The sequence below is a fragment of the Sphingomonas sp. NFX23 genome (assembly GCF_049887795.1).
In the GTDB taxonomy this organism is placed as follows: Bacteria; Pseudomonadota; Alphaproteobacteria; order Sphingomonadales; family Sphingomonadaceae; genus Sphingomonas.
This window is the reverse complement of sequence record NZ_JAGEKH010000003.1, coordinates 570,646-591,044: the sequence shown is the minus strand read 5'-3', so window position 1 is coordinate 591,044 and position 20,399 is coordinate 570,646. Positions and strand designations below refer to the sequence as shown.

The 20,399-nt window shown below is 66.0% G+C and carries 17 protein-coding genes; 9 read left to right on the top strand and 8 right to left on the bottom strand.

The genetic code is table 11. The annotated features are described in order from the left end of the window. The first annotated feature begins 62 nt into the window (after positions 1-62). Both phaR and J4O76_RS10325 read left to right on the top strand, forming a co-directional pair. Positions 63-605 (top strand): polyhydroxyalkanoate synthesis repressor PhaR, encoded by a 543-nt coding sequence (gene phaR, locus J4O76_RS10330; RefSeq protein ID WP_056065197.1) that lies wholly within the window; start codon positions 63-65, stop codon positions 603-605. Between the two features lie 3 nt (positions 606-608). Continuing rightward, a complete protein-coding gene (locus tag J4O76_RS10325) occupies positions 609-794 on the top strand; it encodes a hypothetical protein (protein ID WP_426281668.1) in 186 nt (61 codons plus the stop codon). Between the two features lie 15 nt (positions 795-809). Here J4O76_RS10325 and J4O76_RS10320 read toward each other — a convergent pair whose 3' ends face one another. From J4O76_RS10320 to J4O76_RS10310, 3 genes are all read right to left on the bottom strand, one after another. Next, entirely contained in the window at positions 810-2,252 is a 1,443-nt protein-coding gene (locus tag J4O76_RS10320; protein WP_426281666.1) for a hypothetical protein, read from the bottom strand. A gap of 8 nt (positions 2,253-2,260) precedes the next feature. Next, entirely contained in the window at positions 2,261-3,484 is a 1,224-nt protein-coding gene (locus tag J4O76_RS10315; RefSeq protein ID WP_426281664.1) for a hypothetical protein, read from the bottom strand. A 537-nt stretch (positions 3,485-4,021) separates the two neighbouring features. Further along, complete coding sequence (locus J4O76_RS10310) at positions 4,022-5,566, bottom strand: CpaF family protein (protein WP_056065184.1); 1,545 nt, start codon at positions 5,564-5,566, stop codon at positions 4,022-4,024. Between the two features lie 144 nt (positions 5,567-5,710). Between J4O76_RS10310 and J4O76_RS10305 the strand changes: the two genes are divergently transcribed. Further along, complete coding sequence (locus tag J4O76_RS10305) at positions 5,711-7,213, top strand: S1C family serine protease (RefSeq protein WP_426281859.1); 1,503 nt, start codon at positions 5,711-5,713, stop codon at positions 7,211-7,213. On the opposite strand, the gene ada is transcribed toward J4O76_RS10305, so the two are convergent. Continuing rightward, positions 7,189-8,241 carry a bifunctional DNA-binding transcriptional regulator/O6-methylguanine-DNA methyltransferase Ada gene (gene ada, locus J4O76_RS10300; protein ID WP_426281662.1) on the bottom strand — a complete coding sequence of 351 codons (1,053 nt, stop codon included), beginning with the start codon at positions 8,239-8,241 and terminating at the stop codon, positions 7,189-7,191. The genes J4O76_RS10305 and ada overlap by 25 nt on opposite strands. Before the next feature lie 113 nt (positions 8,242-8,354). Between ada and J4O76_RS10295 the strand changes: the two genes are divergently transcribed. Further along, the gene (locus J4O76_RS10295) at positions 8,355-9,200 is read left to right on the top strand and encodes an oxidoreductase (protein WP_426281660.1); all 846 of its coding nucleotides are present in this window, start codon (positions 8,355-8,357) and stop codon (positions 9,198-9,200) included. A 266-nt stretch (positions 9,201-9,466) separates the two neighbouring features. On the opposite strand, the gene J4O76_RS10290 is transcribed toward J4O76_RS10295, so the two are convergent. Continuing rightward, entirely contained in the window at positions 9,467-10,144 is a 678-nt protein-coding gene (locus J4O76_RS10290) for a dienelactone hydrolase family protein (RefSeq protein WP_426281658.1), read from the bottom strand. 332 nt (positions 10,145-10,476) lie between these two features. Here J4O76_RS10290 and J4O76_RS10285 point away from each other — a divergent pair, with 332 nt between their 5' ends. From J4O76_RS10285 to J4O76_RS10265, 5 genes are all read left to right on the top strand, one after another. Beyond that, positions 10,477-11,031: a F0F1 ATP synthase subunit delta gene (locus J4O76_RS10285; RefSeq protein WP_121905252.1), complete on the top strand. Its 555-nt coding sequence runs from the start codon at positions 10,477-10,479 to the stop codon at positions 11,029-11,031. Positions 11,032-11,035: 4 nt separating this feature from the next. After that, complete coding sequence (gene atpA, locus J4O76_RS10280; protein ID WP_055873607.1) at positions 11,036-12,565, top strand: F0F1 ATP synthase subunit alpha; 1,530 nt, start codon at positions 11,036-11,038, stop codon at positions 12,563-12,565. Between the two features lie 141 nt (positions 12,566-12,706). After that, positions 12,707-13,600: a F0F1 ATP synthase subunit gamma gene (locus J4O76_RS10275; RefSeq protein WP_426281655.1), complete on the top strand. Its 894-nt coding sequence runs from the start codon at positions 12,707-12,709 to the stop codon at positions 13,598-13,600. 17 nt (positions 13,601-13,617) lie between these two features. Next, positions 13,618-15,099 carry a F0F1 ATP synthase subunit beta gene (gene atpD, locus J4O76_RS10270; protein ID WP_056488474.1) on the top strand — a complete coding sequence of 494 codons (1,482 nt, stop codon included), beginning with the start codon at positions 13,618-13,620 and terminating at the stop codon, positions 15,097-15,099. Positions 15,100-15,215: 116 nt separating this feature from the next. Then, the gene (locus J4O76_RS10265; protein ID WP_056488477.1) at positions 15,216-15,470 is read left to right on the top strand and encodes an ATP synthase F1 subunit epsilon; all 255 of its coding nucleotides are present in this window, start codon (positions 15,216-15,218) and stop codon (positions 15,468-15,470) included. Positions 15,471-15,476: 6 nt separating this feature from the next. On the opposite strand, the gene J4O76_RS10260 is transcribed toward J4O76_RS10265, so the two are convergent. From J4O76_RS10260 to J4O76_RS10250, 3 genes are all read right to left on the bottom strand, one after another. After that, positions 15,477-16,553 (bottom strand): acyltransferase family protein, encoded by a 1,077-nt coding sequence (locus tag J4O76_RS10260; protein ID WP_426281652.1) that lies wholly within the window; start codon positions 16,551-16,553, stop codon positions 15,477-15,479. 47 nt (positions 16,554-16,600) lie between these two features. After that, positions 16,601-18,772 carry a primosomal protein N' gene (locus J4O76_RS10255; RefSeq protein WP_426281650.1) on the bottom strand — a complete coding sequence of 724 codons (2,172 nt, stop codon included), beginning with the start codon at positions 18,770-18,772 and terminating at the stop codon, positions 16,601-16,603. A 66-nt stretch (positions 18,773-18,838) separates the two neighbouring features. After that, on the bottom strand, positions 18,839-20,296 hold the full coding sequence (locus J4O76_RS10250; protein WP_426281649.1) for a diguanylate cyclase domain-containing protein: 1,458 nt from the start codon (positions 20,294-20,296) through the stop codon (positions 18,839-18,841). Positions 20,297-20,399: the final 103 nt, after the last annotated feature.

The window sequence follows — 20,399 nt, the reverse complement described above, 5'->3', positions numbered from 1 at the left end:
ACCTTGTTGCGGTGCGTCATCAAAGACTGTAGCTTCCGTTTCAAACATAAGACGGGGGATCCATGAAGAAGCAAAAGGCTGCCGACGGAATCGTCATCATCAAGAAGTACGCCAACCGGCGGCTCTATAACACCGAGTCGTCATCCTACATCACGCTCGATCATCTCGCGACGATGACTCGCGAGGGCCGCGACTTCAAGGTGGTCGATGCGAAGACCGACGAGGACATCACGCACAACGTCCTGACGCAGATCATCATGGAGGAGGAGAGCCGCGGCGAGACGATGATGCCGGTGAACTTCCTGCGCCAGCTGATCTCGATGTACGGCGATTCGATGCAGACGATGGTGCCCGGCTATCTGGAGGCGTCGATGGACAGCTTCCGTCGCAACCACGACCAGTTCAAGTCCGCAGTCGAAGGCGCGTTCGCGAACTCGCCCTTCGCCGACATCGCCAAGCGCAACCTCGAGATGTTCGACGCCGCAACACAGGCGATGACGCCGCCCGCACCTGCGCCTGCACCCGCCGCCAGCAAGGACGACGAGATCGCTGCGCTGCGCAACGAACTCGCCAAGTTGCAGGAAAAGGTCGAGAAGCTCGGCTGAACGATGGCCCCGGTTCTGTGGAGTTTGAGCGCAGGTCTCGCCGCGCTTGCTGTTGTGGCGGGGCTAGGCGAACGTAGACGCCGCCGTCGGCGCGATCCGGATTCGGTGGGCTGGGTCGACTGGCCGACCGTCCAGATGCTGGCGCTGATCGGACTCGCGGTGACGATCGGCCTCGCGTTCAAGACCTGAGGTAACCGCGCCTCGTCAACGGGCAGCGTCGGTGCGCAGGCGATAGACGCTCTGCGGCAACCCGCCGATCTTCACCGAGCCGACCAGTCGATACCGCGTGGCGATCGCGCGCAGTACCAGCGCCTGGGTCGCGAGGTTCGTGCTGGGCTTGGGCGCGCGTACGACGATCACGCCAGGACGCGCTGCGAGCAACCGCGCGACTTCCACGACCGGATCGATCCCCGTGCCGTGCGACTCGGCCGTCTGGCCCAGATGACTGCGGAAGATATAGGGCGTCGGCAGGCAGGACCGGGTCAGGAAATATAGGATCGGTTCGCTGCCATAGGCGAACATACAGCTGCGGGGTTGCTGGCCGATCATCTGGACGAGTTGCGCGATCTGGTGGGCATTGCCACGCCGTCCGATGCGGATACTCGTCATGACGGTCGCCGCCAGTGCGCCAAACACCAGTACGGCGGCAAGGCGGACCATGGTCGTGCGAACGGTCGGGCCGCTCAGCCCCGTGCCGGCCGCGACCGACAGCGGCAGCGCGAGGGGCAGCAGGTAGAGCAGCTCGAACGTGTGCATGATGAGGATCGCGATCACCGCCGCCGCAAGCCATCCGAGCGCGAAGCTTCCCGTGCGACGGCCACGCCACGCAAGCCAGGCGAGCGGCAGACTCATGCCCACGCCGCCCAACAGCTTCAGCAGGTTGGAGCTGAGCGTGTCGTCGTCCTGCTGACCGAAGATCGACAGGAAATTGGCAAAGACGAAGGCGTCGCCGTGGCCCGCCGCGGCATAGACTATCCAGGCAAGCGCGGTCGGGAACAGCGCTGCGCCGATCCACAAGGCGGCATCGGCCGCTAGGCGACCGATCGACCGCCCCTCGCGATACGCGGCCCACACCAGCGTCAGGCCGAAGAATATCCCTTCGAACATGGCAGTGTACTTGATTTGCATCGCCAGGCCGATCAGCAGCATCGCACCGGCACCGCGCAAGGAGATATGCCGGTGGCCGCGCGTCGTATCGAGCACCAGCAGCGCGGCGGCCGCCATCAAGGCATTGCCCCATATTGCCGACTGCCCGCCCGCCCCGTCGAACACGATGATCCAGACGAGATAGATCAGCGCCGCGCCGACGCTCGCCAACGGGTTCGCATCATCAGAAGACAGGCGGCTGACGATCCGCGCGACCAGGAATGCCGTGGCGGTGGCGACGAGCGTCGCGGCAAGCTGGTACATCAGCACGCCATCGCCGCCGACGCTGCGGATGCCGGCGAAGATCAGGAACAGGCCGACCGGCTTGCGATCGAAGATGTCGACGAATGGCCATGCGCCGTGCAGCAGGCGATCGCCGACGAGCAGGTAGAATTGCTCGTCGCTATGGATCACCGGATTGCCGAAGAACGGACTACGGAGCGCGAAGGCGACGAGGAGCAGCAGAATTGCCTGCCCCGATCGGTGACGCAGGCTAAACATGGGCAGTCCTAATAAAAATGCGTCAATTCGAGCTTGCGTATGGTGCCGTCGCACAGTCCGAGCGTCACGACGCGGCCGGGCATGCCCGCCGTCCATGATGCGATCGGGCTCGTCGGATAGCCGCTGGTGACGGGTGTGCCGTTGATCGCGCAGATCAGGTCGCCGTCCTTCCAGCCCGATCCCGCCGCCGGGCCGCCACGCATCACGTGAAGGACTTTCAGCCGGTCCTTCTCGATGCCGATGAGCAGGCCACTGGTCGAACGCGGCGGCGGCAGGTCGGCCTTGGGACCTCGGCTGAGCACCATCCGCCGCGCGCCGGGATCGAGCAGGACGCGGTAGTTCTGAAGGAAGCCGGAGCCGATCCGCCCGGCGGTGCCGATCGCCTGCGAGAAGCCGCCGGCCGGCTCGATCCGGACCTCTGCCTCGCGCGCGATCATCTCGCCGACGCCAATCTCGGGAACGATCGCAAGGCCGCTGACCGCCGGGCCAGCGAGCCCGAACGCGATCGCGCTGGTGGTGCGCAACGCCTTCAGGTTTGCCGCCTGCCATCCCGCCGCCGTGACGGTGATCGACGAGCCGTCGCCGGTATCGACCACGATCGGCGCGAGGCGCCGGCCGCCCAGCGTGAGCGCGCTTTCGTAGACGCTGCGCTCGGCGGAGACGCGCAGCGGTGCGCTCTCGCCCTTGAACGGGAGCCGGCCGGAGCGGAGCAGGCGGAAGCGCTTGGCGGCGTAATCGATGTCGAGCGCATGGCCGGCGAGCATGTCGGCACCGACCAGCAGGTCGACCGCGGAGGCGCTGCCGGTGGCGATCGCGGGTAGGTCGGCGACTGTCACGCCGCCACCGGTCCGCGCGAGGCCGCCGAGCGCGACCAAGCGCGTCGGCATCCAGCCGAGTGCGACCGACCCGCCGATCGCGGTCGCGCTGCCACCCGCGACCAGCTTGGCGGGATCGACCGCAGAAGAGGCCTTGGCGAGCAGCGTGTAGCTGACGCCGGTGTCGAGGATCGCGGTCACGTCGCGGCCGTCGAGCTGCATCTTGAAGCGGATCTGGTTGCCGGGGGTGAGGTCGAACGCGATCCAGCGCGCTTCGGCGTCCGCCGCGAGATGGTACACGCCGCGCTCGCGTGCGGCGGGGGAGGTCGCGGTTGCCGGAGCGGATTTCGAGGGCTCGCGCGCTGAGACGAAGAGGACCGCGATCAGCGGGACGAGGGTGAGCAGGGCACGACGCATGTGGCGCTGTCCCCTAGCGGGTCGGGGGACGGGTACAAGCGGGGGCTTCGCCGGGGCGGGGCGGAGACGGGGTGGATAGCGATGCGGCGTGCTTGCCTGCGAGACAGTATCCGCTTGGCACGGTGCGCTTTATCTTGATCCAGTTAAGCCTGGCCTGGCGAAACAATAATTGTTCTTCCGCGAACGCGGGAGTCCAGGGTCACAGGCGGGGGCGTTCGTGACTCCTGGCCCCCCGCGTTCGCGAGGGAACGGTAGAAGGGGCGTGCAGTGGCTTGAACCAGTCTCGCAATCAGCCCGGCGAACTAGCGTGCCGAGACCAGCCTAGAACAGTTCGGGATGCACTCAACGCTCGCAACGGCCGCCACCCCGGCGAAGGCCGGGGCCCAGTTGGGGGACGGTGATGACAGCGGACCGCGCTCCGTCATTGCCACCTTTCCAACTGGGCCCCGGCCTCCGCCGGGGTGGTGGCCTACGCCCAGGTGATCGGCTTAACAGGGACGGTAACAGTCGAGGAAGTGGGTGCAATCGGCGACTCCCCTACAGGCACGCCTCCAGATACGCCTGGTCGAACCCGAACTGCTTCGCCTTCTCCAGAGTATACGGTCGCAGCCCCATCGACCGGTACTCGCCCAGGATCTTACCGTCCGCCGACTCGTCCATATACTCGAACTTGAACAGCTCCTGCGTGACGATCACCGGGCCTTCCATGCCGATCACCTCGGTGATGTTGGTCACGCGGCGCGAGCCGTCGCGGAGGCGCTTCACCTGGATGATCAGCTCGACCGAATCGGCGATCTGGCGCGAGATGGCTTCCTTCGGCACCTTGATGTCGGACATCATCACCATGTTCTCCATACGGGCGAGCGCCTCGCGCGGGGAGTTGGCGTGGAGCGTACACATCGAGCCATCGTGACCGGTGTTCATGGCCGCGAGCATGTCGAAACACTCCGAGCCACGAATTTCGCCAAGGATGATCCGGTCCGGCCGCATACGCAGCGCATTCTTGACGAGATCGCGGATCGAGATTTCGCCCTGGCCTTCCAGATTGGCCGGGCGCGTTTCGAGCGGGAGCCAGTGTGGCTGTTGCAGGCGGAGCTCGGCGGCGTCCTCGATCGTCAGCACGCGCTCGCCCGGGTCGATCATCTTCGACAGCGCGTTGAGCATCGTTGTCTTGCCTGAACCGGTACCGCCCGAAATCACGACGTTGAACCGCGACGCCCCCGCGATTTTCAGCGCGGTGGCCATCTTCGGCGACATCGAGCCGAACCCCGCCATCATGTCGAGCGTGATCGGTTTGGCGGAAAACTTACGGATCGAGATCGCGGTGCCACGCAGCGACAGCGGCGGCACGATCACGTTGACGCGGGAGCCGTCCTTCAAACGCGCATCAGCGAGCGGCGAGGTCTGGTCGACGCGACGGCCGACCGAATTGACGATCCGCTGCGCGATCTGGAACAGATGCTCCTCGTCGCGGAACTGGATCGGCGCGAGTTCGAGCTTGCCCTTGCGCTCGACATAGGTCTGGTCGGGCCCGTTCACCATGATGTCGGTGATGTTCGGATCGGCCAGCAGCTCTTCCAACGGTCCGAGCCCGAGCAGCTCGTCGACCAGCACTTTTTCCAGCGCGAACTGTTCGCGGCGATTGAGCGTCAGCTTCAGCTCGGCGAGCACTTCACCGATGATCGGGCGGAATTCCTCGGCCAGCTCGTCCTTGTTGAGCGTTGCCGCGGCTTCCGGGTCGACGCGTTCGAGCAGGCGCGGCAGGACCTGTTCCTTGATCTTGTGGATCGACTGTTCGAAGCCCTCGGTTCGGCTGTTGCCCGCTTCCCCGCTCGCATTCTGGCGATCGGACAGGCGCTGCATCGCGTCCAGCTGGCCGGCGGGCATCATGCCCGAGCTGAATCCGTCGGTCTCCCCCGGCATCGGCAGCGAATCGATCGGCGGAAATTGCGCGCCGCCCTCGGGTTCCGCGCGCGCCACGGGATTGCTGCCCGAGCTTCCCTGCATCGGACGCGCGACGCCGAATGCGGGACGGGCCGACTGCCCCCCGCTGATGCCATTACGACGCCCGAATGCGCTCATGCCTGTATCCCTGGATGAATGCCGACCGGGTTAGGCGCGAAGGCTTGATAATTTGCTAACCAAAACAGGCGCGTGAAAGGGCCGCTGTCGCGCGGTGCGATGGTCAGGGTTGATCGCCGCCGCGAACTCCCCGAAGGCAGGCACATGATCCGCCTGCTGCTTCTTCTCGCGCTCACCTTCGGGTTGGCGAGCTCCGCATCTGCGGACGACATCGCCGCCACCGGGCGTGGCGTCGTGCGCGTCGTGACGATCGCGGTGGTCGACGATCAGGTGGTCGGCTTCGGGCACGGCAGCGGCTTTGCGATCGCGCCCAACCGGATCGTCACCAACGCGCACGTCGTCGATCTCGCCGAACGCTACCCCGACAACGTCGTCGTCGGGATCGTCCCGACAGAGGGGAGCAAATCCTATCAGGGCAAGGTGATCGCGTATGATTCGCAGCGTGACTTGGCGCTGATCGAGTTCACCGGCGCGCGCCTGCCGCCGAGCGCGCTCTATACCGGGCCGATGACCGAGGGCGATCCGGTGGTGTCGCTCGGCTTCCCGGGGAACGTCGACTTGGCAACGGCGCGGTCGGCGGCGGACTATATCCGGCCGATGACGCCGGTGCGGTCGGAGGGCGTGCTCTCCGGTCGCCGCGTGCTGAGTAGCGTCGAGGTTCTGCTGCACACGGCGAGTATCGCGCGCGGCAATTCGGGCGGGCCGTTGCTCGATCGATGCGGGCGGGTGATCGGGGTTAACTCGGCGATCACGCGCGGCGAAGAGGGCGATTCGACGTTCGGGTTCGCGATTGCGGATACCGAGCTGGCTGGCTTTCTCCACGATGCGAAACAGCCTTACGCATCGATCGGGACGGGGTGTACCTCGATCGAGGATCGCTTGCGGCAGGACGCCGACGCGGATGCGAAGGCGACCGCCGATGCGGCGTCGGCCAAGCGCGATGCGGCGACGCAGGATGCGATGACTCGCGAGGTCGCACTGGAGAAGGCGCGGACCGAGGCCGGGCGGGCTCGCGAGAACGTCATGGCGCTTGCCGGGCTGCTACTGGTGGCAGGGGCGCTGGTGATCGGAAGTGCAGGGCTGCTCGAATCGCGGGGGCAGCGGCGGCAGGCGGTGTGGGCGCTGGGTATCGGCGGCCTGAGCGTGCTGGTTGCGATTGTCGTGTTCGTGCTGCGCCCGTCGGGTGAGGTCGACGTGCCGCTGTCCGCGCTGCCCAAGACGCGGATATCGACGCCCGATGCGGCGCTCGGCAAGCTGATGTGCACGCTGATCCCGGAGCGCAGCCGGATTACGATCTCGTCCAGCGAGGACGTGCCGATCGACTGGGGCGCGAAGGGGTGTGTGAACGGCAAGACGCAATATGTAGGAGCGAATGGCCGCTGGGACCGCGTGCTGGTGCCCGACGTCGAGCAGACCGTCTCCGTGCTATCGTTCGACCCGGCGACGCGCGTCTATTCGAACACGCGCTATCTGATGTCGGCGGCGGGGATGGAGGCAGCGCGGACCGCGCGCGGCGTCGTGCCGAACGTGTGCAACATGGATGAGGCGGCGTTGAGTCGGCTTGCGGGGCAGCAGGCTGCGGTGCGTGCGGTGTTGCCACCGTTGCCGAACGAGAAGCTGGTCTATTCCTGCAAGTCGGCGCGCTGAGCTTCGGAGGCGAGTAGCGCGCGCTTGCGGTCCAGCCCGTAGGCGTAGCCACCGAGCGCGCCACCGATCCGCTGCGCGCGGTGGCAGGGGATGACGATCGACACTGGATTCTGGCCGCACGCGGTGCCGGCGGCGCGGACTGCGGCAGGACGGCCGGCGAGCGCTGCGAGTTCACTGTAAGTGCGGGTTTCGCCGATCGGGATGGTGCGTAGGGCTTGCCAGATCGCTTCCTGGAACGCGGTGCCTCGGACGTCGAGTGGGAGGTCTTGGTCGCGGTCGGGGGATTCGACGGCCGCGACGACGTGCGCTGCCAGGTCCGCGAGGGCTTCGTCGCCCGGCTCGATCGTGGCGCTGGGGAAGCGGCGGCGGAGTTCGTCCGCGTCTTCGTCGAACGACACGCGGCACAGGCCTTTGTCGGTGGCGGCGACGAACAGGGCGCCGAGGCTCGTGTCGGCGATGGTCCAGCGGATCGTGACGCCTTCGCCGCCGCGCGCCCACGCGCTGGGGGCCATGCCGAGCCGTTTGGCGTCGGCTTCGTAGAAGCGGCTGGGAGCGGAATAGCCGGCGTCATAGATTGCTTCGGTCACGGTCGAGTCCTCCGATAAGGCGTCGCGCGCCCGCCCGGTGCGCAAAGCGCGGGCATAGGCGGCGGGGGTAACGCCGGTGGCGCGCTTGAACAGGCGGTGGAAATGATGCGGCGCGTAGCCGACTCTGGCGGCGACCTCGTCCAGCGCAAGGCGATCTTCGGCGGCTTCGAGCAGTACAATGGCTGCGGCGACGGCGATGCGGTCGCGGCCGACTTCGTCCGGGGTGCAGCGCAGGCATGCGCGAAACCCGGCGGCGCGGGCGCTTGGCGCGTTGGGGTGGAAGGTGACGTTCTCGCGCTTGGGGTGCCGCGCGGGGCAGCTCGGCTTGCAGTAGATGCCGGTGGTCTTCACGCCGACGATAAACCGGCCGTCCCACGCGCGGTCGCGGGCTTCGAACGCGGTCCAGGCGATGTCGTCGTCGAGGGCAGGGGCGGTGGTCATCGCGTGGTTATAGGCCCTGTTGCCGCGCGTGCATCCCGTGGCTTGCGGTCAAAGCGGAGCCAATCGCCGACCCGGCCGTTCTCTTGTGCATACCCCCTAACGAAAGATGTCTCATGGCCTCCGACACGCCCGTCTGGTTCATTTCCGGCTGCTCGACCGGTTTCGGTCGCGAACTCGCCAAGCTCGTGCTCGCGCGCGGTTGGCGTGCGGTGGTGACCGCGCGGGATGCGGATCGCGTCGCCGATCTGGCGGAGGGCGCCGAGGATCGTGTGCTCGCGCTGTCGCTCGACGTGACGGAGCAGGCGCAGATCGACGATGCGGTCGCGCAAGCCAAGGCCAAGTTCGGTCGGATCGACGTGCTCGTGAACAATGCGGGCTACGGCTATCAGGCATCGGTCGAGGAGGGCGTCGAGTCCGAAATCCGTGCGCAGTTCGATGCGAACGTGTTCGGGTTGTTCGCGCTGACGCGGGCGGTGCTGCCGGTGATGCGTGCGCAGAAGAGCGGCAACATCATCAATATTACGTCGGTCGCGGGTCAGGTCGGGTTTCCGGGCTCGGGGTATTATGCCGCGTCGAAGCATGCGGTGGAGGGTTGGTCGGATGCGTTGCTTGCCGAGGTCAAGCCGCTTGGGATCGACGTGACGTGCGTCGAGCCGGGGCCGTTCCGGACGGATTGGGCCGGGCGTTCGCTGAAGCAGACGCCGGTGAAGATCGCGGACTACGCCGATACGGCGGGCAAGCGGCTGGATGGTACTCGGGAGGTTAGCGGGACGCAGGCGGGTGACCCGGTGCGGGCCGGTGAAGCTATGATTGCGCTGACCGAGGATGCGAACCCGCCGCGGCATCTGGTGCTGGGGGCCTGGGGGTATGATGCTGTGACGAAGAAGCTGGCTGAGCGGCTGAAGGAGATTGAGGCGCACAAGGCGGATAGCCTTGGGGCGGATTTTCCGGAGGAATAATCTCGGAGCAGCGCGAGAGAGAGTTGTTTCCCCGCGAAGGCGGGGACCCAGACTGGGCTCCCGCCTTCGCGGGAGAACAAGGGAGCAGAGGTTGGCTTCACGTCTACAGCGCTAGCCTGCGTGAGGCCTTCTACCAAAGCCGCCACCCCGGCGAAGGCCGGGGTCCAATTGGGGGACGTTGCTAACGGAACGCATCCCTCAATTATTGCCACCTTTCCAATTGGGCCCCGGCCTTCGCCGGGGTGGTGCAAATGGGAAGGGGCCGATCAGCCCCCGTTGGCGCGGAACAGGTCCAGCGTCCGCTGTTTCGCCAAATCCGCGCTCGGCTCGTGGTAATCCTTCCGCCGGTCCGAATTGAACCCGTGCCCTGCCTCGTAGACATACACCGTCGCGTTCGGCCAATCCTTGGCGATGACCTGCTCGACCCCCTCCATCGGGATACCATGGTCGTGGCGACCGAAGTGGAGGATCACCGGCACCTTCGGTTCCTCGTCCGCCGCCGCCGGGATCATGCTGCCATAATAGCCGCTCGCCGCCGCGACGCCGGTGAGCTTGGTCGAGGCGAACCACGCGACCGAGCCGCCATAGCAATAGCCGACCACGAACACCGGCCCGGCGGGGGCGAGCGTGTCGATGCAGGTCTGGACGTCCTTCAGCGACAGGTCGAACGGGTGAAGTTGCCGCGCGAGTTCGACGCCGCGCGCTAGGCCTTCGCCGGAATAGTCCGCCTCGAAGCCGGGATGCTCGCGGTCGAACAGCGCGGGGGCCAGGACCTCGTAGCCATCGGCCGCGTACTCGTCGCAGAGGTCGCGGATATGGTCGGTCACGCCGAAGATCTCCTGCACCAGCACGAGGCCGCCGCGGCGCTCGCCGGTCGGCTGCGCGTGATAGACCGCGACGGTCGCGCCGTCGGACATCGTCATCGTTTCCATCGTGCCGGTCATTCTCTCGTCCTCGTCGATTGGTCGTAACGCCTGCCAATACCGTCATTCCCGCGGAGGCGGGAACCCATAGTGGCAGGCCGTGCGGGGAAAGCGCCGATTCCGGGAGATAAGGATCCCCGCCTGCGCGCGGATGACGGAGAGGAGAGGAATCGTGGCCTTTCAACCCCTGATCAATGACAGAACAGTCACAAACCCGTCCCCACGACCTTCCCGCCGGGTTGCCAATCCGCGAACCCGATGCTACCCGCGCCGCGTCCCATGAGAGGTGCTTTCGCGCCCTCTTCCCCTGTGGGACGGCACTATTTCGGTTTCAGGCGAGGATTGACAGGTCCGTGGAGACATCCGGCGGTATTCAAGCGAGCTTAGGCGGGCGTTACGCGCTGGCCCTGTTCGAACTCGCGCGTGACGCGAAGACGATCGACGCGGTCGAGTCGAGCCTGGCGAACGTGCGTGACGCGCTCGCGCAGTCGGAGGACTTCCGCACGCTGACGTCCAGCCCGATGGTGTCGCGTGGCGCGGCCGTGAAGGCTGTCTCAGCGGTCGCCGACGAGCTCGGTGTCGATGCGACCACCAAGAGCTTCCTCGGTGTCCTCGCCGAGAACCACCGGCTCGGCGCGCTGCCGAAGATCATCAAGGCATTCCGGACACTTGCCGCGCAGCATCGCGGCGAGATCGCCGCCGAGGTGACGTCTGCGCATCCGCTGACCGACGAGCAGGTGATCGAGCTAAAGCATCAGCTCCGCCAGCGGGTCGGCCGTGAAGTTTCCGTCGACCTCAGCGTCGACCCATCGTTGCTGGGTGGACTCGTCGTCCGCGTCGGCAGCCAGATGATCGATTCGTCGATCAAGACGCGTCTCAACACTCTCGCGCACGCGATGAAGGGCTAAGCTAATGGATATCCGCGCCGCAGAAATCTCGAAGATCATCAAGGATCAGATCGCCAATTTCGGCACCGAGGCCCAGGTCAGCGAGACCGGCCAGGTGCTGAGCGTCGGTGACGGCATCGCGCGCATCTTTGGCCTCGACAACGTCCAGGCCGGTGAGATGGTCGAATTCTCGAACGGCGTGCAGGGCATGGCGCTCAACCTCGAGGCCGATAACGTCGGCGTCGTGATCTTCGGGAGCGATTCCGAGATCAAGGAAGGCGACATCGTCAAGCGCACCGGCACGATCGTCGACGTGCCGATCGGCAAGGAGCTGCTCGGCCGCGTGGTCGATGGCCTCGGCAACCCGATCGACGGCAAGGGCCCGATCCACACCACCGAGCGCAGCCGCGTCGAAGTGAAGGCGCCGGGCATCATCCCGCGCCAGTCGGTCAGCGAGCCGGTCCAGACCGGGCTCAAGGCGATCGATGCACTCGTTCCCGTCGGCCGCGGCCAGCGCGAGCTGATCATCGGCGATCGCCAGACCGGCAAGTCCGCCGTCGCGATCGACGCGTTCATCAACCAGAAGATCGCCAACGCCGGCGACGACGAGTCGAAGAAGCTGTATTGCGTCTATGTCGCGATCGGCCAGAAGCGCTCGACCGTCGCACAGCTGGTCAAGACGCTCGAAGAGAATGGCGCGATGGAATACACCATCGTCATCGCCGCGACCGCGTCGGACCCCGCACCGCTGCAGTATCTCGCGCCCTACACCGGCGTCGCGATGGGCGAGTATTTCCGCGATCGCGGCATGCACGCGCTGATCTGCTACGACGATCTCTCGAAGCAGGCGGTCGCGTATCGCCAGATGTCGCTGCTGCTGCGTCGCCCTCCCGGCCGTGAGGCGTATCCGGGCGACGTGTTCTATCTCCACAGCCGCCTGCTCGAGCGTGCGGCGAAGATGTCGGACGCGAATGGCGGCGGCTCGCTGACCGCACTGCCGATCATCGAGACGCAGGCGGGCGACGTTTCGGCGTACATCCCGACCAACGTGATCTCGATCACCGACGGCCAGATCTTCCTCGAGACCGACCTGTTCTTCTCGGGCGTGCGCCCGGCGATCAACGTCGGCCTGTCGGTGTCGCGCGTCGGTTCGGCGGCACAGACCAAGGCGATGAAGAAGGTGTCGGGCTCGATCAAGCTCGAGCTGGCGCAGTACCGCGAGATGGCGGCGTTCGCGCAGTTCGGGTCGGATCTCGATGCGTCGACGCAGAAGCTGCTCAACCGTGGTGCGCGACTGACCGAGCTGCTCAAGCAGGCCCAGTTCTCGCCGTTGCCGTTCGAAGAGCAGACGGTGTCGATCTTCGCCGGTACCAGCGGCTATCTCGACAAGGTGCCGGTCGCCGACGTGACCCGCTACGAGCAGGCGCTGCTGGCCGACATGCGTGCGAACCATGCCGACGTGCTGAAGCTGATCCGCGATACCCGCGACCTGGGTAACGAGGCGAAGGACAAGCTGAAGGCAGCGCTCGAAGCGTTCGCGAAGACTTTCGCCTGAGCTGCGTAGAAAACGACATACACACACCGTCACCCCGGACTTGTTCCGGGGTCCACCGTGCCTCAGATCCCGTAGGACTGGTGGAGGAGTGGATGCCGGAACAAGTCCGGCATGACGGTTTAGGGACGGTGACGAACTAGAATGGCATCACTTAAGGCCCTCAAGATCCGCATCGGCTCGGTGAAGTCGACGCAGAAGATCACCAAGGCGATGAAGATGGTCGCCGCTGCGAAGCTGCGCCGTGCGCAGGACGCGGCGGTTGCCGGGCGTCCGTATGCCGAGCGTCTCGAAGCGGTGATGGCGAGCCTCGCGGGGCGCGTCGGCATCGCGCCGGGCGCGTCGCCGCTGCTCGCGGGCACTGGCAAGGACCAGGTCCACCTGATCGTCATCGCGACGTCCGAGCGTGGCCTCGCGGGCGCGTTCAACACCAACATCGTCCGCGCGGCGCGTCGCAAGGCCGAGGAACTGATCGCGGCCGGCAAGACCGTGAAGTTCTATGTCGCCGGCAAGAAGGGGCGCGTGATCAAGCGCTTCTATCCGAACGACATCATCGCCGATCACGAGATGGGGCAGATCAAACGGCTCGCGTTCAGCGACGCGCAGGCCGTGTCCGAGGACTTGATCAAGCGCTTCGGCGAAGGTCAGTTCGACGTTGCGCATCTGTTCTACGCGAAGTTCGTCTCGGCGCTGGTGCAGGTCCCGACCGGCATCCAGATCATCCCGATTCCGCTCTCGGCGATCCCCGGGGCGGAAGCCAAGCCGGGTGCGCCCGCCGAAGCCGTGGTCGAGTATGAGCCCGACGAGGAAGCGATCCTCGCCGATCTCCTGCCGCGCAACGTCGCGATCCAGATTTTCCGCGCGCTGCTCGAAAACGCGGCGTCGGAGCAGGGCTCGCGGATGAACGCGATGGACAACGCCACGCGCAACGCTGGCGACATGATCACGCGCCTCTCGATCCAGTATAACCGTACCCGCCAAGCCGCGATCACGACCGAGCTGGTCGAAATCATCTCGGGCGCCGAAGCGCTCAAGTAAGTCCAAGGAAGCAGACAATGGCAACCGCCCCAGAGACCCTCGGAACCACGCTCGCCCCCAAGGCCACCAACAACACCGGCCGCATCTCGCAGGTCATCGGTGCGGTCGTCGACGTGCATTTCCCCGACAATTTGCCCGCGATTCTGTCGGCGCTCGAAACCGACAATAACGGCAACCGGCTCGTCCTCGAAGTCGCGCAGCATCTCGGCGAGAACACCGTTCGCACGATCGCGATGGACGCAACCGAGGGCCTGACCCGCGGCCAGACCGTCACCGACACCGGCTCGCAGATCCGCGTACCGGTCGGCCCCAAGACGCTCGGCCGCATCCTCAACGTCATCGGCGAGCCGATCGACGAGCGTGGTCCCGTCGGCGCAGAGACGACCGCCCCGATCCATGCCTCGGCGCCGCTGTTCGTCGACCAGTCGACCGAGAGCGCGATCCTGGTCACCGGCATCAAGGTCATCGACCTGCTCGCACCCTATGCGAAGGGCGGCAAGATCGGCCTGTTCGGCGGCGCCGGCGTCGGCAAGACCGTGCTGATCCAGGAACTGATCAACAACATCGCCAAGGGCCATGGCGGCACCTCGGTGTTCGCGGGCGTCGGCGAGCGTACCCGCGAGGGCAACGATTTGTACCACGAGTTCCTCGACGCGGGCGTCATCGCCAAGGATGCCGACGGCAATCCGCAGTCGGAAGGCTCGAAGGTCGCGCTCGTGTTCGGCCAGATGAACGAGCCGCCAGGCGCGCGTGCCCGTGTCGCGCTGTCGGGCCTGACGATCGCAGAGTATTTCCGCGACGTCGAAGGCCAGGACGTGCTGTTCTTCGTCGACAACATCTTCCGCTTCACGCAGGCGGGCGCAGAGGTTTCGGCATTGCTCGGCCGTATCCCGTCGGCGGTGGGCTATCAGCCGACGCTGTCGACCGACATGGGCGCGCTGCAGGAGCGCATCACGTCGACCAACAAGGGCTCGATCACCTCGGTGCAGGCCGTGTACGTTCCCGCAGACGATCTCACCGATCCGGCCCCGGCGACGTCGTTCGCGCATCTCGATGCGACGACCAACCTCAACCGCGCGATCTCGGAGCTGGGCATCTACCCGGCCGTCGATCCGCTCGATTCGACCTCGCGTTTGCTCGAGCCACGCGTCGTCGGCCAGGAGCATTACGACACTGCACGCGCCGTCCAGTCGACGCTGCAGAAGTACAAGTCGCTGCAGGACATCATCGCGATTCTCGGCATGGACGAGCTGAGCGAAGAGGATAAGCTCACCGTCCAGCGTGCGCGGAAGATCCAGAAGTTCCTGAGCCAGCCGTTCCACGTCGCCGAGGTCTTCACCGGCATCAGCGGCAAGTTCGTCCAGCTCGAGGATACGGTCCGGTCGTTCAAGGCCGTGGTCGAGGGCGAGTATGATCACCTCCCCGAGGCGGCGTTCTACATGGTCGGCGGCATCGACGAAGCCGTCGCCAAGGCCGAGAAGATGGCTTCCGAGGCTTAAGCTTAGCTCCCTCCCCTTTAGGGGAGGGTTGGGGTGGGGCCTGACTGCGCGCGTCGCGCCTGCCGCACTCCCCCACCCCGACCCTCCCCTGAAGGGGAGGGAGTGAGAAGATAGACATGCTGCATTTCGAACTCGTCACGCCAGAAAAGCTCGTCCGCTCGGAGGAGGTCTACATGGTCGTCGTCCCCGGCACCGAAGGCGATTTCGGCGTCCTCGAAGGCCACGCCCCCTTCATGTCGACGGTCCGCGACGGCGGTGTCCAGATCTTCCGCACGCAGAATGGCACCCCCGAGATCATCGCGATCAAGGGCGGTTTCGCCGAGGTCAACGCCAAGGGCCTGACCGTCCTCGCCGAACATGCTGGCGAGTAACGCCTGTCAGGCGAGCGCCGGTGCTCGCCCGATCGATACCGACGGCCGACGCTGCAACCGCGCCAGCAGCGGCCGCTCGATCCACCGATGCACCGCCAATCCCAGCATCGTCGATGCGACGATGAACGCCAGCGCGAACAGATAGGGTGACATGGTTGGGGCATAGCCTCCGACCATCCACAGCAGCGCGATCAGGCAGGGATGGGTCAGGTACGTCGAATAGGACGCATCGCCCACGCGCGCGACAATCCGTTCGAACCGTCCGTCCGCCGATGTGTCGATCACCCCGACTACCACCAGTGCCCAGGGAATGCCCCACGTCCAGGTCCGCGCGAGGCCCGAGGTACCGGCAACGGCAACCTCGATCTGAAGCGATAGCGGCACGCCCAGTCCGAAGGCGATCCCGACCACGAGCAGCACGGTCCCGATGACGAGCGCAGGCGTCGCATAACGTGCGCTGATCCCGCTGCGCCAAGCCATCCACACACCTACGCCGAGCGCAAATTCGAGCAGGAGCGGGTTCAGCAGCAGCCTCAAAGGTGCCCAGCCGGGATGAACGACGCTGCCGATCACCGCCAGCGCCACCGTGAGGGCTAGCAGCATTTCAACACGGCGCTGCGGCGCCCGCATGGCAACCGCCACGATGGCGTAGAACGCGAATTCGAACCCGAGCGTCCAGCCGGGATACAGCGCGGGAACATGGTAGCCCGCTCCGTCGAGAACGGGCAGCACGGTGATCGACATCCACGCCGCCGGCACGGTCAAGGGGTCGTGCATGATCAGCATGTAGACTGCGCTGACGCACGCGAACAACGGTACGATCCGCAACCATCGCTTTGCCAGGAACCGCCACGAATCAGCGTCCGCGGTCGCCAGCGACTGCGCCATGACGAACCCGCTGATGACGAAGAACAGATCGACCCCGCTCGCGCCGAACATCGAGAGATTGGGGACCGACGGTACGAACTTGCCGGTTAGCGCGACCGGCCCGGAATCGATCATGTCGGACGCGTGCATCAGCAACACGAGCGTGGCTGCGAGTGCGCGAAGCCACTGGATGGGTGCGATGCGGGACGGCGTCATCCGGCACGCATACCGGGCCGAGCGTTAAGGCCGCGTTGCCCGCACGATCAGAGGAAATTATACGGGTCGACGTCCACCGTCACGCGCGCTTTGGATGGCCATTCCAGTTTCCCCAGCCAGTCCCGTATGACGTCCTGCACATCCAGCGCGCGCCGCGCATGGACGAGCAGCCGGTAGCGATGCCGGCCGCGCAGCATCGCCAGCGGGGCGGGGGCGGGGCCGTAGACGTGCATGCCGTCGACTTCAGGTGCGCTCCGCCCGACGAGCTTGGCCGTCTCGTGCGCGCAGGACTGGTCCTCCGACGACACCACGATCGCTGCGTACCGACCGAACGGCGGCGCGCCTGCATCCTTTCGCGCGTCCGTTTCCGCGGCGTAGAACGCGTCGGCATCGCCGGTGATGAGCGCCTGCATCACCTGTGCCCCTGGACTATGCGTCTGGATGAACACGTGCCCCGGCTTCTCGCCACGCCCGGCGCGCCCCGACACCTGCCGGATCTGCTGGAACGTGCGCTCCGCCGCCCGCAGATCGCCACCGTCGAGGCCTAGATCCGCATCCACGACGCCGACCAGGGTGAGGTTTGGAAAGTGATACCCCTTCGTCACGAGCTGCGTGCCGACGACGATGTCGATATCACCGGCTTCCATCCGCCCGACGAACTCCGCCGCCTTGGCCGGCGACCAGATCGTGTCGGACGTAACGACGGCCGTCTTCGCCTCTGGGAAGAGCGCCGTCACCTCGTCGGCGATCCGCTCCACACCCGGCCCGCAGGCGACCAGCGTATCCTCGCCCTTGCACTCGGGACACACGCGCGGCGTCGGCTCGGCATGGCCGCAATGGTGGCAGGCGAGGCGGCGCGTGAGGCGGTGCTCGACCATCCAGGCAGTGCAGTTCGGACATTGGAACCGGTGCCCGCACGTCCGGCACAGCGTCAGCGGTGCGTAGCCCCGCCGGTTGAGAAACAGCAGCGACTGCTCGCGCCGTTCCAGCGTCTCCTGCATCGCCTTGACGAGGCGCGGGGCCAGCCAGCGGCCGCGTTCCGGCGGTTCCTTGATCAAGTCGATCGGCTCGATCGTCGGCATCTCCGCCGCGCCGAACCGGCCGGGCAGCTTCAGCTCCGCGTAGCGCCCGGTCGCGACCTGTTGCCGAGTCTCGATCGCCGGTGTTGCGGAGGCGAGGATGACCGGGCACCCCTCGAACTTGCCGCGCATCACCGCCACGTCGCGCGCGTGATAATGCACGCCCTCTTCCTGCTTGAAGCTGGTCTCGTGCGCCTCGTCGACCACGATCAGCCCGAGGTCGTGGTAGGGCAAGAACAGCGCCGACCGCGCGCCGACCGTCACCAGCGCCTCGCCGCTCGCGATCGCGCGCCACGCGCGCCGCCGCTGGGTCGATCGAAGCCCCGAATGCCACGCGATCGGCTCGCAGCCGAAGCGGTCGTGGAAGCGCTTCAGGAAGGGTTCGGTCAGCGCGATCTCGGGGAGCAGGACAAGCGTCTGGCGGCCGTCGCGGATCGCCTGGGCCACCGCCTCGAAATACACCTCGGTCTTCCCCGAGCCCGTAACGCCGTCGAGCAACGTCGGGTGGAACGCGTGCTCTGCGACGCCAGCGACCAGGACATCGGCTGCTGCCCGCTGGTCCTCTGACAAAGTCGGCTCATGATGCTGCGGATCGGGTACGGGGTAGGGGACGTCGATGCTGACCTCGACCGCCTCGATCGCGCCGACCTTCACCAGCCCGCGGATCACCGCGTCGCTGACCTCCGCCAGCGTTGCTAGTTCGCGGATGAGGCCTTGGCGGTCACCGATCCGCTCCAGCGCCTGCTCGCGCTGTGGCGTCAGGCGAGGGGGCACGACCCCGGTAGAACGATACTCGACAGCGGTTCGTGCCCCCTCCAGCGCCGAGGTGGACGCCAGCGTCATCCGCAACACCGACGCCGCGGGCGCGAGGTAATAGTCCGCGGTCCACTCGACCAGTCGCCGTAGCGGCGCTCCCAGCGGCGGTACGTCGGCGACCGCGAGCAGGTTGCGCAACCGGTTGTCGCCGACCTCCGCATCGGATGGCATCCGCTCCGCCTCCCACACCACGCCAAGCAGCTGGCGCGGTCCGAGGGGGGCGACCACGATCGAGCCCGGCTCGACGCTCATGCCGGCGGGCACGCGGTAGTCGAGCGGCCCGAGGGCGGCGTTGAGGATCAGGACACGGGCGCGGGACGACATCGTGTCGGTATATGGGGACAGATCGACTCCGCGTGAACCGCTTACGTCGGGTCGGTCGATGCCGCCTTACGCAGCGTCGCGGTTCGGACGGCGTCGTTCGCCGACACGCGCGCGCTTCGCCTGGTACAGGATCGTATCGGCGCGGTGGATGAAATCGCGCACCGAAAGGCAGTCGCGGTCCAAAGCGGTGATGCCGACCGTGCCCGCGCTGACCATCGCGAGGCCGTTCAGCGCGATCGGAAAGCGTAACGCTTCCTCCAGCCGGGCAGAGATATAGCCAGGGTTCGCGGCCATGCCGGGATCCTCGATCAGGATCGCGAATTCGTCACCACCGACGCGGGCGGCAAAGCTGTTCTTGAGCCAGGGAGCCTTCAGGATCCGGCCGACGCCGCGCAACACGTCGTCGCCCGCGGTATGGCCAAGTGTGTCGTTGATCGCCTTGAACCCGTCGAGATCGACCAGCGCGAGCAACAACGGCGTGCCGTCGGCATGCGACCGCGTCATGGCTGCATCGAGCGTACGATCGAACGCCGCCCGATTGGCGATGCCGGTCAGCGAATCGGTATTCGCCGAGCGTCGCAAATTGACCTCGAGCGCGTGGCGTTCCGTTACGTCCTGGAAGACGCCGACCAACGCTATGGTCTGGCCGTCGACGGTCTCGCACTCGCCGAGCACGCGGACACGGCGCTGTTCACCCTGCGCGTTCTTGAAATCGACTTCGATATCGAACGGCGCACCGGTTTCGATCGTCCGCCGAAGCGATGCGTTCATCTCGTCGCGGGCATGCGGCGGATAGAATTCCATCGCCACCGGCATCTCGGGCAGGTCGCCGATCGGCAGGCCGTGAATGTGATAGACGCCGTCCGACCATTGCAGCTTGTCGTCGGCCAGCGACACGCGCCACGATCCGATCGCCGCCATCCGTTCCGCCTGCCGGAAAACGCGGTCCTGACGGGCCAGCGCAGCCGCTTGGCGATCCGCGGTCGTCGCAATCGCGATGGCCTCGCGTGCAGCGGACCGCGCGGCGATCATCGCCTCTGCCAGGGTCGCCAGATGAGTCAGCGCCTTGCGCCCGGCATCGTTCAGCGAGCGCGGTACAGTATCGACGACGCAGATCGAGCCGATCGCATAATATTCACCGCTCGCGTCGCGCGCATTAACCGGCGCGCCAGCGTAAAACCGAATACCGTCAGGCGGTTGCGTCCGAGGATTGGCCGCGAATCGAAAATCGCTCGACACGTCTTCGATGACCATCGGTTCTTTGCCGAGGATCGTGTAATTGCACATGCCGATTTCGCGGGAGATCTCACCGCGTTCGCCGTCGCTCGCCGCCTTGATCCAGAGCCGATTGCTGTCGACGAGTGTTAGCAAAGCGTTAGGGCAACCCAGCATTTCTGCGGCCAACGCGACCAATGCATCGAATTCAAGCTCGGGTTCGCTATCGAGCAACGCCAAGGCCTGAAGCGCAGCCACGCGCCGTGCTTCGTCTGAAAAGTTGTCTGTGATGAGATCGACAGGCGACATGAAACTCGAATATAGCGGCTGGGTTAATTTTCTTTGCCTGTTCGGGGCGTTACTGTCCACACATGCCCACCGATAAAGACCAGACGCTGGAAATTCTGCCGCC